The 13806-nt window shown below is 64.8% G+C and carries 13 protein-coding genes; 1 reads left to right on the forward strand and 12 read right to left on the reverse strand.

Going from position 1 to position 13806, the window contains the following annotated elements; all coding sequences use genetic code 11:
• Positions 1-3: 3 nt before the first annotated feature.
• The 9 genes from G6P99_RS34955 to G6P99_RS34995 all read right to left on the reverse strand — a co-directional run bounded on the left by G6P99_RS34955 (position 4) and on the right by G6P99_RS34995 (position 10886).
• Complete coding sequence (locus tag G6P99_RS34955; RefSeq protein WP_165129079.1) at positions 4-1743, reverse strand: methyl-accepting chemotaxis protein; 1740 nt, start codon at positions 1741-1743, stop codon at positions 4-6.
• Between the two features lie 352 nt (positions 1744-2095).
• Positions 2096-2329 carry a DUF6894 family protein gene (locus tag G6P99_RS34960; protein WP_016844381.1) on the reverse strand — a complete coding sequence of 78 codons (234 nt, stop codon included), beginning with the start codon at positions 2327-2329 and terminating at the stop codon, positions 2096-2098.
• A gap of 154 nt (positions 2330-2483) precedes the next feature.
• Positions 2484-3062 (reverse strand): hypothetical protein, encoded by a 579-nt coding sequence (locus G6P99_RS34965; protein WP_029079002.1) that lies wholly within the window; start codon positions 3060-3062, stop codon positions 2484-2486.
• 187 nt (positions 3063-3249) lie between these two features.
• A complete protein-coding gene (locus G6P99_RS34970; RefSeq protein WP_029079003.1) occupies positions 3250-4236 on the reverse strand; it encodes an MDR family oxidoreductase in 987 nt (328 codons plus the stop codon).
• Between the two features lie 44 nt (positions 4237-4280).
• Entirely contained in the window at positions 4281-5525 is a 1245-nt protein-coding gene (locus G6P99_RS34975) for an MFS transporter (RefSeq protein WP_029079004.1), read from the reverse strand.
• A gap of 253 nt (positions 5526-5778) precedes the next feature.
• A complete protein-coding gene (locus G6P99_RS34980; protein ID WP_029079005.1) occupies positions 5779-7257 on the reverse strand; it encodes a cell wall hydrolase in 1479 nt (492 codons plus the stop codon).
• Between the two features lie 123 nt (positions 7258-7380).
• Positions 7381-7674, reverse strand: coding sequence for a hypothetical protein (locus G6P99_RS34985; RefSeq protein WP_156928416.1), 294 nt, complete (start codon positions 7672-7674; stop codon positions 7381-7383).
• Positions 7675-7711: 37 nt separating this feature from the next.
• Positions 7712-10639 (reverse strand): pyruvate, phosphate dikinase, encoded by a 2928-nt coding sequence (ppdK, locus tag G6P99_RS34990; protein WP_029079007.1) that lies wholly within the window; start codon positions 10637-10639, stop codon positions 7712-7714.
• 91 nt (positions 10640-10730) lie between these two features.
• Positions 10731-10886, reverse strand: a complete 156-nt coding sequence (locus G6P99_RS34995; RefSeq protein WP_084518327.1) for a DUF3096 domain-containing protein — start codon at positions 10884-10886, stop codon at positions 10731-10733.
• Positions 10887-11121: 235 nt separating this feature from the next.
• Here G6P99_RS34995 and G6P99_RS35000 point away from each other — a divergent pair, with 235 nt between their 5' ends.
• Positions 11122-11481, forward strand: coding sequence for a DUF1236 domain-containing protein (locus G6P99_RS35000; protein WP_029079008.1), 360 nt, complete (start codon positions 11122-11124; stop codon positions 11479-11481).
• A 116-nt stretch (positions 11482-11597) separates the two neighbouring features.
• On the opposite strand, the gene G6P99_RS35005 is transcribed toward G6P99_RS35000, so the two are convergent.
• From G6P99_RS35005 to G6P99_RS35015, 3 genes are all read right to left on the reverse strand, one after another.
• Positions 11598-12698 (reverse strand): hypothetical protein, encoded by a 1101-nt coding sequence (locus G6P99_RS35005; RefSeq protein ID WP_029079009.1) that lies wholly within the window; start codon positions 12696-12698, stop codon positions 11598-11600.
• Between the two features lie 139 nt (positions 12699-12837).
• A complete protein-coding gene (locus G6P99_RS35010) occupies positions 12838-13209 on the reverse strand; it encodes a GFA family protein (protein ID WP_198031129.1) in 372 nt (123 codons plus the stop codon).
• A 2-nt stretch (positions 13210-13211) separates the two neighbouring features.
• Positions 13212-13805 carry a class I SAM-dependent methyltransferase gene (locus tag G6P99_RS35015; protein WP_029079011.1) on the reverse strand — a complete coding sequence of 198 codons (594 nt, stop codon included), beginning with the start codon at positions 13803-13805 and terminating at the stop codon, positions 13212-13214.
• Between the last annotated feature and the right edge of the window lies 1 nt (position 13806).

A 13806-nucleotide genomic window follows, 5' to 3' on the forward strand; every position in this document is an offset into this window, starting at 1 on the left:
GCATCACGCCGCGCGAATCGTCCTGAGGAAGTTCGCGACCTCGAGTTTGAGGCGCTGGCTATCGCCCGACAGCGATCGTGCGGCCCCCAGGACCTGCGAGGAGGCGGAGCCCGTCTCGGTTGCGCCGCGCTGAACGTCGGTGATGTTGGCTGAAACCTGCTCGGTGCCGTGCGCGGCCTGCTGCACGTTGCGCGATATCTCCTGCGTTGCCGCGCCCTGTTCTTCCACAGCTGCAGCGATAGCCGAGGAGATTTCCGCCAGACGCTCGATCGTGCCACTGATCTGTTCGATGGCCTTGACCGATTCCTGCGTCGCCACCTGGATGCTGGAGATCTGTTGTCCGATTTCACCGGTCGCCTTCGCCGTCTGCTCGGCCAGCGCCTTCACTTCGGAAGCAACCACGGCGAAGCCGCGGCCGGCCCCGCCTGCACGTGCGGCCTCGATAGTCGCGTTCAACGCAAGGAGATTGGTCTGGCCGGCAATGGTGCTGATCAGTTCGACGACATCACCGATCCGGGTCGCGGCTTTCGACAACTCGCTGACGCGATCGGTAGTGACGTGCGCTTGACCGACAGCATCGCTGGCCATGCGCGCCGATTCCTGGACTTGGCGACTGATCTCGCTGACCGAAGACGACAATTCCTCGGTCGCCGACGCCACCGACTGCACGTTCGCAGAGGCCTCCCCTGAGGCCGCGGCCACCACTGTGGCGCGTTCCTGCGCCCGTTCGGCGGTCGACGTCAGCGTGCCCGCGGAAGCCTCGAGTTCGGTCGATGCCGAGGAGACGGTCTCGATGATCTCGCCGACCGCGCCTTCGAACGCGTCGGCGAGCTTGAACATCTCCGCCTTGCGCCGTTCCGCCGTGAGTTCATCCTGCTTGACCTTGGCCGCCGTCTCGTCGCGGGCCTTCTGCTCGGACATAAGCTTGAACCTCTCCACCGCGTCCGCCACGCCGCCTACTTCGTCCTTTCGGCCGAGCCCCGGAAGGACCACGCCAAGATTGCCGCCGGCGAGCTCTTTCATCGCAACCGTCAGGGCGCGTATCGGGCGGACCACCGTGAACAGCGAGAAAATCCAGCTCGCGATCAGCAGCAACGCAACACCGCTGCCAACCGAGAGCAAGGTGCGTTCGACCGAAGCTTCCTCCGCCTCGGCGGCCGACCGCGCATCTACGCTGCGGTGCCTGGCGAACTCGGCAATCTTCTCGGCGTTACTCTCGGTTTCGGTATTGATAGGAAGGGTCACATCCTTGCGGATTTGCGCGATCTGATCCGCGAACCTGGAGAGCTGCGCCGCCGTTTCCGGATTGGCGTCGCCCGCGACCCGCTTCGCTTCCAGATCGATGGTTCGCCTGCGTAGGACCTCGAGCTGCCCTTTGCCCTTGTCGAACGCCTCGATCAAGACCGGAATCCGCGCGATCCGTTGGCCGTTCTCGGGCGATTTGGACAATCGCGCCATCTCTTCGGCATATTTGAGCGCCGAGGTCTTGCGTCGCAGAAAAACTTCATCGGCCTTTTGCAGCTCAGCTTCCGATCCTGCGAGCAGGATGTCGCGGACCGCCATCTGCATGCCGCGCAACTCTGCCATGGTGGCGGCTGAATCGCTGACAATGGCTTGCTGCCCAGCGGCATATAACGTCACCTTGCGAATATCAGCGGCACCAGTCATCTGCAGAAAGATCATCAACCCGACCAACAGCACGGCCGCTATCGACGTGATCGCAAGCTTTGTCCCGATACGCATGTCCCGAATAAATCGTGTCACGGAGCTCTCCGAACGACAGGTGCATTTCCGACGCGATTCCAACCGCCCGTGCGAGGGAGCGAGTGCGACATAATGTGGCACGCTGCTCGATGTTTGGTTAACACGGCCTCCGTAAGACTACCGGCGCCGACGATGGGATGCGTGAAGAACGAACGCAGTGCGATTGAGTTGGAAAAAGCGACGCGCCCAGGTAGCCGCAAGCGTTGGGAAGTGAACACCGAAGTCGCCGGTCAGCGTGTCTGGCGAGACGAACAGCTGGGTGACGGCGAGGCAAGGCGACGAACTCGCCGCCGACTGGAGGGTGAGCGCATGCGCCACGCCACGAGGAGAATTAGTCGACGGACTCGGCGACCAGGCGAATCCTGAACACCGGCTTTCTGCCCTCGTCGAGCAGCTCCATGTGCCATTCGCTGTTCTGCTTCAGATTGCGCGAAATGCTGCCGAGGAAATTGCCGCAGACCTTGGTCATCTCGGCCCAGGCCACATCACGGCTTTCAAACTCCGTCGCGTGGTCGGATGCGCCAGCGTAATCGCCGTCACTGATCCGGAAAAAATACTGCGCCATATGACTACTCAAAATCGGAGCCCCCAACATCTCGCCGCCTGGCGAACGCTAGGTATTGAGTAGATAACAACGCGTGGCGACCGCCATCCGTATGACTACGGCTTGGCGGCGCTATTCCCGTTAGCGCGCAGATGAAACGTTAGTCAGCAGAGCGTTAGTCGGTGGAGCGGCGCAACTCCGGCGCGCTCTCGACCTTGGCGGGTTCGGCCTTGACCGGCTCGAGCTTCGCGCTTCCGACCTGCGGCGTCTCAACGCGCGACACTTCGGTCTGCGAAGCATCCGCGGATCGGGTGCGCGGGTGCAGCGAGCGTGGCCGCGCCACCGCGCGCGCCATCAGCATCTGCTGGCCGCCCTGGTGACGGAATTCGCAATAGGCGAAGCCCATGCCCGAGACCGAGCCGCGGAACGAGCGCTCGTCCTGCTTGTCGAGGTTGAAGCACGGCTCGAACGGAATGCCCTTCAGCGAGGCGCAAACGCTCTGACCGCGGATTTGCAACGTGTTGCCGGGCAGGCGCACGTGACGGATCGGACCGGAGCCGGAGAACTGGACCGAGCCTGCCGCGCCCATGTCGTCGAGGATGCGGCCGGCGCCGCGCGTGCCATCGAAACAGGTGAAGGCGAATACCTTGCCCGCGACGAACTTGCGGGCCTCATCGGCGTTCATCATGCCTGCGAACGCCGGCACGACCATTGCCCCGGCCGTGACGGCCCCCAACACCAAACGCGCAAGCATGAGCTACTCCACTTACGAGCGCGGGCACCCGCTCCTTGTTGAGCATGATCCCCGCCACCGACGCTTCTCGACGTCTGCGCGAGGAAACCCGGCCCCCCGGGATCATGCTGCAAGTCTCTTTACCCGCTGCTTACCATACCAACCGTGGCAACATTGGAGCAGCTTGGTTGGTAAAGTCTGAACGTCCTCAGACTATTTTTACCACGATCCGCCCGCGGACCTGGCCGCCGAGAATTTTCGCGCCGTAGCCCATGACCTCGTCCAGCGCGATTTCATGAGTGATATCAGCAAGTTTTGCCTTGTCCAGATCGCTGGCGAGACGACGCCAGGCGGTCCGCCTGAGTTCGATCGGGCACATCACAGAATCGATGCCGAGAAGGCACACGCCCCGCAAAATGAAGGGCGCGACCGACGACGGCAGGTCCATACCAGCCGCCAGGCCGCAGGCCGCGATGGCGCCGCCGTATCTGGTCATCGAAAGCAGATTGGCGAGCGTGGTCGAGCCGACGCTGTCGACGCCGCCGGCCCAGCGCTCTTTGGCAAGCGCCTTCGGCGCACCCGACAGTCCGGCACGGTCGATCACCTCGCTGGCGCCGAGCGCCTTGAGATAGTCGGTCTCCGACACCCGCCCGGTCGACGCGATGACGTGGTAGCCGAGCTTCGACAGCACCGCGATCGCGACCGAGCCGACGCCGCCGGCAGCGCCCGTCACGACGACCGGGCCGCTCTTCGGCGTGAGCCCGTGCTTCTCGAGCGCCAGCACCGACAGCATCGCGGTATAGCCGGCGGTGCCGACCGCCATCGCATCGCGTGCGGAAATGCCGTCCGGCAGCCTTACCAGCCAGTCGCCTTTGACGCGGGCCTTTTCCGCATAGGCGCCGAGATGGGTCTCGCCCATGCCCCAGCCGTTGCAGACGACCTTGTCGCCCGCCTTCCAGTCGGGATGGCTGGATTGCTCGACCGTCCCGGCGAAATCGATGCCGGCGATCATCGGGAAGCGGCGCACCACCGGCGCCTTGCCGGTCAGCGCGAGGCCGTCCTTGTAGTTCAGCGTCGACCATTCGACGCGGACGGTGACATCGCCGTCCATCAATTCCGCGTCGTCGAATTGGGTCAGTGCGGCGGTGGTACCCTTGTCCGCCTTGTCGATCCTGATTGCCTTGAACGTTGCCACGATGAGCACTCCCCGTAATCCGTTTCGGAAAAGTGTTTAACCCATCAGGCGGGCTGCGCAACCGGGCGCACGACCGGCTTTTCGACGATTGGCAGGTTGATCAGCGCCGACAGCACGCCGAACACCACCGACAGCCACCAGATCGGGGTGTAGGAACCAACCTGCTCGAACACGATGCCGCCGAGCCAGACCCCGAGGAAGCCGCCGACCTGATGGCTGACGAAGGCGAAGCCGTACAGCGTCGCAAACCAGCGCGTGCCGAACATCAATGCAACCAGCGCCGAGGTCGGCGGCACCGTGGAGAGCCAGGTCAGGCCAGAGATTGCGCCGAATGCAATCGCCGAGAAGGTCGTGATCGGGAACGAGATGAAGGCGATGATCGACAGCGCGCGGGTGAAATAGATCACCGACAGGATGTAGCGCTTCGGGAACACGTTCTGCAGCCAGCCGACGCTGAGCGAGCCCATGATGTTGAACAGGCCGATCGCCGCGATCACCCAGCCGCCGGTCGAGGCCGGAATGCCGCGGTCGGCGAGATAGGCCGGCAGATGCACGGTGATGAAGGCGAGCTGGAAGCCGCAGGTAAAGAAGCCGAGCACCAGCAACACATAGGAGCGATGGCCGAAGGCTTCCGCCAGCGCGGTCTTGAACGATTGCTGATCGGCAGGCGCGGCATCATGCGTCTCTGCCGGCGGCGTCGAGAGCGCCAGCGACAGCGGCAGGATCAGCAGCATCAGCGCGGCGAACACGACGAGCGCGGTCTGCCAGCCGAAATTGTCGATCATCGCAACGCCGAACGGCGCGAACAGGAACTGGCCGAACGAGCCCGCGGCGGTGCCAGCGCCGAGCGCGATGCCGCGCTGCGCGGGCGGCAGCAGCTTGCTGAACGCGGACAGAACGAGGTTGAACGAGGAGCCCGACAGGCCGAAGCCGATCAGGACGCCGGCGCCGATATCGAGCGACAGCGGCGTCGTCGAGTAGCGCATCAGCAGCAGGCCGGCAGCGTAAAGCAGCGCGCCGACGATCATCACGCGCAGCAGGCCGAAGCGGTCGGCAATCGCACCGGCGATCGGCTGGCCCAGACCCCACAACAGGTTCTGCAGCGCCAGCGCGAGGCCGAACACGTTGCGGCCCCAGGCGAATTCATGGCCCATCGGCTGCACGAAGAAGCCGAGGCTGGAGCGCGGGCCGAAGCTCAACAATGCGATCGCGCAGCCGCAGACGATGATCACGAGCGGCGTGCGCCAGGTGCCGGACGCCGGTCGAAGATCCCCGGTGGTAACGGCCATGTTGTCTTCCCCCGCAACTGCTGCGGGGGAACCGCCCCGCCGAACATTACGGGGAGTTAATGCATCTGCATGAAAACCCCAAGAGGGTCCGGGAGAAAAATCTTCGCCCGCAGGGCTGCTCTGCAGATTATGCGACCGTCATTCCGGGGCGATGCGGAGCATCGAACCCGGAGTCTCGAGGTCGATTGATTGCCCAGACCATCGGGATTCCGGGTCTGGCCCTGCGGGCCATCCCGGAATGACGTGCAAAACGCTATCGCTTGGCGCTGGCCTGTTCGGCCGAACTCTGGGCGGCCTCGGCGAGCTGCGCCGAGATCTTGGCGGTCTCGGCCGGGTTGCCCCAGCTCGGCGCGTCGCTGCCGTCGCCCCAAGCGCGCGGGCGATAGAAGGTGTGGACGCCGAACTTGTACATCTTCTTCATTTCGCTGACCCAGGACGGCCGCACCCAATAGGCATGGTAGTGGGTCGAGCGGTCGACTTCGGGCAGCCACAATTTGCCGTCGAGCATCGCTTTCGCGATCTTCTTCGCTCGGTCCCACATATCGGGCTCGCGGACGACGTCGGCGGTGTTGTCGCAGGCGAAGGTGAACTGACAGGCGTAGTGCCGGTTCTTGTTCTGGTAGACCACGCCGCACACCGTCTCCGGATATTTGCCGGAGAAGGCACGGTTCAAGACCACTTGGGCGACCGCGATCTGGCCGCGCACCGCTTCGCCGCGGGCTTCGAAGTAGACCGCCTCCGCCAGGCACTTCTCCGACTTGGCGCGCGACTTGTCGTCGAACAGGCCGAGCCGCTCCGCCGGCGTCTTGGTGTGCTGGTCGTCGGCGTTGACCTCGCCCTTCGGCGCGATGCTCTCGCCCATCTCGCCGGCCCTGACCGGGCCGTCGGCATCGACCGGCAACGACGCCATCACCTTCATGTCGGGATCGGGCTGCACGGCCGGCAGCACGACGACCGGCGCCTCGCCGGGCTGCCAGCGCTCGAGATTCTCGGGCGTGCCGAGCGAAGAGCCGAAGAACAGGCTGGCGGTCTTGAATGCAAACGGATCGCGCTCGCGCGCTGCATCGGCGGGCGCAGCAGCAGGCTTCGCAGGAGCCGGTTTCAGATCGTCGAGCGGGCTGGCCTCGAGCGACAGCGACACGTCGTATTGTTGCGGTGACGGCTTGGCATATTGCGGCAGCGGCGGCGCGCGCAGCGCCTCCTGCAGTTCCGGATCAAGCGGCGCGCTGTCGGCCGGTGCGGTCGCGGTCTTCATGCCTTTGATCGACGAATTCGATGTCGCGGGATCCTCGTTCGCCGGCGCCGTATTTGCGGGCTCTGCAGGCTCGACCTGATCAGGCCGCCTGACCACGAGACGATCGCCCTTCAGGGTGCGATCGACCTTGGGAAAATCGGATGCCGCGTAACGCGGCGGCGGCGCCGCGATCGGATTGCGCGTCACCGTGCCGGTGATGTCGACGCTCGAATTGTCCAGCCTGGCGAGCAGGATTTGCGGGGCCTGCGGCGCGGATGTTCCGATCGGACGGCCGAAGCTGTAGGTGGCGACCTGGATCGAGCCGACCGCGGAGGCGAAGACGCGCTTCTGCCAGCGCTCGGCGACGCCGGGCTGCCGGGCCAGGAGCGAAGCAATATCCTGATATCCGATCTCGGTCGGCATCAGTGCGAAGATGCCAAGACCGAGACCGAAGAGCGCAAGACGTGCGCCCTTCGGCCGGTTACGCGACACAAACATCGTACGCTCACGCAACGCTTACTGAGTGCAATCGAACGCGGTACATCCGCGCAATTCGACCTTTCCCGTTGCTAACTTGTTTAGGTTGCCGCGGAGTTAATCGGCGTTGCACGCGCGCTACACTCAAGCGATCGCAGCGTCTTCGCGCGGCGCATCGCGCGCCTTGGTAAATGCGCGGCGCAAGAAGGTCGTGAACATCCGGTCAACGAAGATGGTGAACAAAGTCTTGCACGCAGCCTCCACCGTCATTGCGAGGAGCGCCAGCGACGAAGCAATCCATGTCTCAGCAAGCGGCGCGATGGATTGCTTCGCGGAGCCTGTCATCCGGCGGCGCTTCGCGCCGACCGGGTGGCTCGCAATGACGATATCCGCTGGCAGCGCTCCAGAAACACGTATGCCCGGGACAAGCCCGGGCATGACGTCGTTTGTGACCTACGTAGCTTGCGCCAGCTAGTTACGCCTGGCTGGCGGCGGCCTTGCCGAGCGCGGCCTGGGCTGCTGCGAGACGCGCGATCGGCACGCGATAGGGCGAGCAGGACACGTAGTCGAGCCCGACCTCGTGGCAGAACGCAACCGATGCCGGATCGCCGCCGTGCTCGCCGCAGATGCCGACCTTCAGATTCGGACGCGTCTTGCGGCCGCGCGTGACGCCGATCCTGACCAGCTCGCCGACGCCGTCGCGATCGACCGAGATGAACGGATCGATCTCGAGAATGCCCTTGGCGACATAGGTGCCGAGGAAGCTCGCGGCGTCGTCGCGGCTGATGCCGTAGGTGGTCTGCGTCAGGTCGTTGGTGCCGAACGAGAAGAACTCCGCGGTCTCGGCCACCTCGCCCGCCATCAGGCAGGCGCGCGGCAGCTCGATCATGGTGCCGACCTGGTAGCTGAGCTTGGCGCCGGTTTCCTTCATCACCGCCTTGGCCATGGCATCGATCCGCGCCTTGACCAGATCGAACTCGGCCTTGGTCGCGATCAGCGGCACCATCACCTCGAGGCCGACCGGCTTGCCGGTGCGCTTGCCGGCTTCGACAGCCGCCTCGAAGATCGCGCGCGCCTGCATCTCGGCGATCTCCGGATAGGCGATCGCGAGACGGCAGCCGCGGAAGCCGAGCATCGGGTTGAACTCGGACAGTTCGCGGGCGCGGTCCGCGAGCTTGCGCGGATCGGTGTTCATGGCGCGCGCCACTTCCTCGATCTCAGCCTGGGTGTGCGGCAGGAACTCATGCAGCGGCGGATCAAGCAGACGGATCGTGACGGGCAGGCCCTTCATGATCTCGAACAGCTCGACGAAGTCGGCGCGCTGCATCGGCAACAGCTTCGACAGCGCGGCGCGGCGCGATTGCTCGTCCTCGGAGAGGATCATCTCGCGCACGGTGCGGATGCGGGTCTCCTCGAAGAACATGTGCTCGGTGCGGCAGAGGCCGATGCCTTCGGCACCGAACTTCACCGCGGTGCGCGCGTCATCGGGCGTGTCGCCGTTGACGCGGACGCCGAGCTTGCGGACCTCGTCGGCCCAGCCCATCAGCGTGCCGAACTCGCCGGACAGTTCCGGCTCGATCATCGGCATCCGGCCGGCCAGCACCTGGCCGACAGAGCCGTCGATGGTGATGACGTCGCCGGTCTTGAAGGTGCGCGAACCGATGCTCATGGTGCCGCGGCCGTAATCGACGCGGATGGTGCCGCAGCCGGAGACGCAGGGCTTGCCCATGCCGCGGGCGACCACCGCCGCGTGCGAGGTCATGCCGCCGCGGGTGGTGAGAATGCCTTCCGCGGCGTGCATGCCGTGGATGTCTTCCGGGCTGGTCTCGATGCGGACCAAAATCACCTTGCGCCCGTCGGCCTGCAGCTTGGCCGCTTCATCCGACGAGAACACGATCTCGCCGGAGGCAGCACCTGGCGAGGCCGGCAGGCCGGTCGCGATCACGTCGCGCTTGGCGGCCGGATCGATGGTCGGGTGCAGCAGCTGATCGAGCGAGGCCGGATCGATCCGCGTCACCGCGTCCTTCCTGGAGATCAGGCCTTCATTGGCGAGTTCGACCGCGATGCGCAGCGCCGCTTTCGCGGTGCGCTTGCCGCCGCGGGTCTGCAGCATCCACAGCTTGCCCTGCTCGACCGTGAACTCCATGTCCTGCATGTCGCGGTAGTGCTTCTCGAGCAGCGTGTAGATCCGCGTCAGCTCCTTGAAGGCGTGCGGCATCGCGGCTTCCATCGACAGCTTGTCGGAGCCGGATTCCTTGCGCGCTTCCTCGGTGATGTCCTGCGGCGTGCGGATGCCGGCGACGACGTCCTCGCCCTGCGCGTTGATCAGGAACTCGCCGTACAGCTTGCTCTCGCCGGTCGAGGGGTTGCGGGTGAAGGCAACGCCGGTGGCCGAGGTCTCGCCCATGTTGCCGAACACCATCGCCTGCACGTTGACGGCGGTGCCCCAGGATTCCGGGATGTCGTGCAGCTTGCGGTAGGTCACCGCGCGCGCGTTCATCCAGGATGAGAACACCGCGCCGATCGCCCCCCACAGCTGGTCGTGCGGATCCTGCGGGAAGTCGTGGCCGGTCTCCTTGGCGACCGCTTCCTTGTACTTGCCGACCAGCTCGACCCAGTCGTCGCCGGTCAGGTCGGTGTCGAGCGAATAGCCCTGGCCGTCCTTGAAGGTGTCGAGGATGTCCTCGAAGTGATGATGCTCGAAGCCGAGCACCACGTCGGAATACATCGTGATGAAGCGGCGATAGCTGTCATAGGCGAAGCGGCGGTCGCCGGAGAGCTCGGCGAGCGCTTCGACCGTGCGGTCGTTGAGGCCGAGATTGAGCACGGTATCCATCATGCCGGGCATCGAGGCGCGCGCACCCGAGCGCACCGAGACCAGCAGCGGGTTCCTGGCATCGCCGAAGGTCTTGCCGGTCAGCTTGCCGACATAGTCGAGCGCCTTCTCAACCTGAGATTTCAATTCCTTCGGATACGTCTTGTCGTGTTCGTAGAAATAGGTGCAGACCGAGGTCGGAATCGTGAAGCCGGGAGGCACCGGCAGGCCGAGATTGGCCATTTCCGCGAGGTTGGCGCCCTTGCCGCCGAGCAGATCGCGCAAGGTCGCCTGGCCCTCGGCCTTGCCGTCACCGAACGTATAGACCCACTTGCCGGCCTTGATCGCAGCCGGGGCTGCCTTTTTCGCCGAAGTTGCCGCCTTCACCGGCGCCTTGCTGGCGGGCTTTGCAGCCGGCTTCGCAGTCGATTTGGCGGCGGGTTTCGGCGCCGCCTTCGGGGCGCTCTTCTTCAGCGCCTTGCGCGCCGGCGCGGCCTTGCGGGCCGCTGCGGAGGGCTTTGATTTCGCTGCAGTTTTCTCGGCAGTTCTCGCTGCAGTTTTCTTGGACTTCGCGACGGCTTTGGCCATGTCAGACAACAATCCGGAAGGAGGGGTCGAAGATGCGCGCCTTACACCATTTTGGGGGGTTCCGCGCAAGCCGCGAAACCCCGCTTTCCCGCTACAGGTGCAGCCAGCGCAACAGGCCCATCCCCACCAGACCGACGAAGATCAGGTAGATCGCGACGATGTAGTTGAGGAGCCGCGGCATGATCAGGATCAGGATGCCTGCAATCAGAGCGACAATGTGCGGCAAATGCCCAGCGGTGATGACCATTGAAGTTTCTCCGGCGGTTTTTGGAGGAGCGAATCGAGCGGCAGTTTATCCGCTGCGCGGGTTCCCACATCAAGACGCCCGTCACGCCCGCAGGTTCCCGCACCTCACCAAAATTGCTCCAAAATGCCGCGTGTATGGCGGCGGTTTTTCCGGAACATCACCACACCCCGATGCATTGGCTCGCCATGTGCGCTGGCGAAGGCCGGCGTGCTGCGTGAAAACAATGGAGCGAGCCATGCGAAACAGAATACTTGCCGTTGCAGCGGTTGCTGCCGCGATCACGGTGCCGGCTGTTGCCGCACAGGCCCAGACCGTCGGCATTGTCCGCGGTGGTCCGGCAGTCGCCGTCGAGGATGACGGAGCAATCGCGGTCGAGCAGCGTCCGGCATTCCGCGAATACATCGTGCGCGAGCGCGTGCCGAACTACACCGTTCCAGATCGCGTCGTGGTCGGCACCGTGCTGCCGGACGTCGGCGTGACCTATTACGACGTGCCGCAACGGTTCGGGGCGACGCCCTATCGCTACACCGTCGTGAATGGCGAGACCGTTCTGGTCGAGCCGCGTTCACGACGGATCGTTCAGGTGGTCGAATAAGCCCCCAGCCGCCTGAACGCGATGTCCGGGCGCCGCGCAAGCGGATGTGCGTGCAGATCGACCGGACTTGAAAGCCTCGCCCGGCCTCCCCACCGGGTGGGGTTTTTCATGGATGCCTACGATTTCAGGATCGAGAGCAGCGTCGAGGTCGACTTGTGACTCTTGATCGCGGCGTCCTGGAAATCCTGCGTCCAATTGGCCGCCTGCCGCTCCTCCGCGCTCATCGAGGAATATTGCTTGAGGATGCCGAGGCTGAACTGGCGCGGATCGCCAGCGGACTGGCTCTGCTTCAGCGCGTCGAGCACCGCAAGGCGGGTCCGCGTGTTGAGTTCCTGCTTGGCCGCGAAGATCTCGTCGGTGGAGAACTTCTTGTCCTGGTTCAACGAGATCGCCGACAGCGAACGGTTGTCTAGCGAGGACAGGTCGGCGAGCTGTCCGGTCTTGCGCCTGGCATCGTAGACCAGTTCCTTGCCGTTGCTCGCAGCCTGACTCTTCTGCCGATCGAGGAACGCGCGCACGTCGCTTGCCACGCTGCTGAAGTCGCGCGTGTTGCCCGTCGCGGGAGATGTGGTCCCCGCCAGCGCGGCCGCGATCGGGTCACCGGTAATTCCAGATGGCGCCGTGTTCGGATCCTGCTGCGTCGCCTGATAGCCTTTCAGCACCGCGGCGCGCTGGCTGGCCCAGGTCGCAGTTGCCTTCTCCTCGTCGCTGGCGCCATCGAGATAGTCGAGCGCCGCCTTGTAGCTGACGCTGTAGTCGCCGGTCAGGCGCGTGGTCGCGAGCGAAGGCGCCAGCGCCGTGTCGAAGCGCTGCTTCAGTTCGGTGGCGGCAACCGCCTGCTCGTCCGGCGTAAACTTGCCGCCATTGTTGGTCGAGATCGCAAACAGCGAACGGCGATCCAGCGTCGAGAGATCGATCGTGGTCTTGCCGTCGACGATCGGCGCCTTGACGCCGGCCACCGTGTAGAGCCGATCGAGCGTGACGCGCGCGTCGCTCGTCACCGTCGCGAAGTCGGGCTGCGGCGCCTTGGCGAGCTGGGCGCGGGCGGCATCCGACAGCGTGAGGTTGGTTGCGGCATTTGACGTCGACGACGCCGACAGATCGCCGGCCGTGCCGTCGCCCGACAAGGTCGCCGCCAGCGAGGGCGTCGCCGCGGCCCGCGCGTAGGCCGAACCATATTGGGCGTAGGGATTGGGCGTGGTGCCGATCGAGGTCATCGGGGAGGTCTCTGCATTGGCGCAAAGGGCGATTTCTTAAGAAATCGTCGACCCGGCAGGACCTTCGCAGGGCATGGTTAACAAATTGCAAATTGTGTCCAAATATTTCCGGCGCGACCCGCCGCTCGGCGGCGCCCCCTCATTTGTCCGCGACCCAGCGGTGGCGACGCTGGGTGAAGACGGATTGCGACGGCGCGGGAAAGTCGGGGTCGGCGAAGGCACCAACCGCAACGCCGATCAGATCCGGCGCGCGGCGCGGCTCCCAATAGACCGACGTTCCGCAATTCGGACAGAAATGGAACACCACCGCAGACCCGCTGTCGCCGATGCGGCTGTATTCGCGCGCCTCGCCCTGCGGCTCGACATCGGCGCGCGGAAAGAACGCCGCGACGCCATAGGTGCTGCCGGTCCGCCTCTGGCACTCCAGGCAATGGCACAGCGATATCCTGAGAGGCTCGCTCTGACAGGTGACGCGGAGCTGTCCGCAGGCGCATGTCGCGAGCCTCGCCATCATCACCTGCCTTTGCTTGCGACCAGCCGGTGAATGACTTTGCCGGACGACGCGCTGACGACTTCCTCATCGAGCAGCAATTCGGCCGCCGCCAGTTCAGTCCGCACCAGGGCCGCATCGAAAGCTGCATAGAGCCGGCCGTGTGCATCACGCGCATCGTCACCCGCGGTGACACGCCAGCTCAGATAGAACACGCCGCCCGGCTTCACGAGTTCGAACATGCGGCGCACCGACGGCACGATCAGCGCGTGATCGAGATGCATGATCACGGTCTCGCAGAGCACATTGTCGAAGCTGCCGGAGGCGATGCCGCGGAGGTCAGGCAGTTCGGCACGCACAAAGCGCAGCGCCGGATAGCGGGCGCGGGCCTCCGTGAGCAGGCCCTCGGAGGCGTCAAAACCTTCGGCCGGAAAACCGTTGGCATTCAACCACGCCACCTCGCGGCCGCTGCCGCAGCCGATATCGGCGGTTGTGCCGCCCTTGACGAAGAAACGTGTGACGATCTCCTGCAGATCGACCGGCGCCGGTTGTTCGTGCCAGTCCTGCGCAAACGCCGCCGCTTCCTTGTCGTAAGCGGCGAGCGTTGCGCGGTCCATC

Source organism: Bradyrhizobium sp. 6(2017) (genome assembly GCF_011058295.2).
GTDB lineage: Bacteria > Pseudomonadota > Alphaproteobacteria > Rhizobiales > Xanthobacteraceae > Bradyrhizobium > Bradyrhizobium septentrionale.

Coding starts and splice junctions, on each gene's coding strand:
- G6P99_RS34955 (WP_165129079.1), bottom strand. CDS start 1,743: ATGCGTATCGGGACAAAGCTTGCGATCACGTCGATAGCGGCCGTGCTG.
- G6P99_RS34960 (WP_016844381.1), bottom strand. CDS start 2,329: ATGGCGCAGTATTTTTTCCGGATCAGTGACGGCGATTACGCTGGCGCA.
- G6P99_RS34965 (WP_029079002.1), bottom strand. CDS start 3,062: ATGCTTGCGCGTTTGGTGTTGGGGGCCGTCACGGCCGGGGCAATGGTC.
- G6P99_RS34975 (WP_029079004.1), bottom strand. CDS start 5,525: ATGGCCGTTACCACCGGGGATCTTCGACCGGCGTCCGGCACCTGGCGC.
- G6P99_RS34980 (WP_029079005.1), bottom strand. CDS start 7,257: ATGTTTGTGTCGCGTAACCGGCCGAAGGGCGCACGTCTTGCGCTCTTC.
- G6P99_RS34985 (WP_156928416.1), bottom strand. CDS start 7,674: ATGCCCGGGCTTGTCCCGGGCATACGTGTTTCTGGAGCGCTGCCAGCG.
- ppdK (WP_029079007.1), bottom strand. CDS start 10,639: ATGGCCAAAGCCGTCGCGAAGTCCAAGAAAACTGCAGCGAGAACTGCC.
- G6P99_RS34995 (WP_084518327.1), bottom strand. CDS start 10,886: ATGGTCATCACCGCTGGGCATTTGCCGCACATTGTCGCTCTGATTGCA.
- G6P99_RS35000 (WP_029079008.1), top strand. CDS start 11,122: ATGCGAAACAGAATACTTGCCGTTGCAGCGGTTGCTGCCGCGATCACG.
- G6P99_RS35005 (WP_029079009.1), bottom strand. CDS start 12,698: ATGACCTCGATCGGCACCACGCCCAATCCCTACGCCCAATATGGTTCG.
- G6P99_RS35010 (WP_198031129.1), bottom strand. CDS start 13,209: ATGGCGAGGCTCGCGACATGCGCCTGCGGACAGCTCCGCGTCACCTGT.
- G6P99_RS35015 (WP_029079011.1), bottom strand. CDS start 13,805: ATGGACCGCGCAACGCTCGCCGCTTACGACAAGGAAGCGGCGGCGTTT.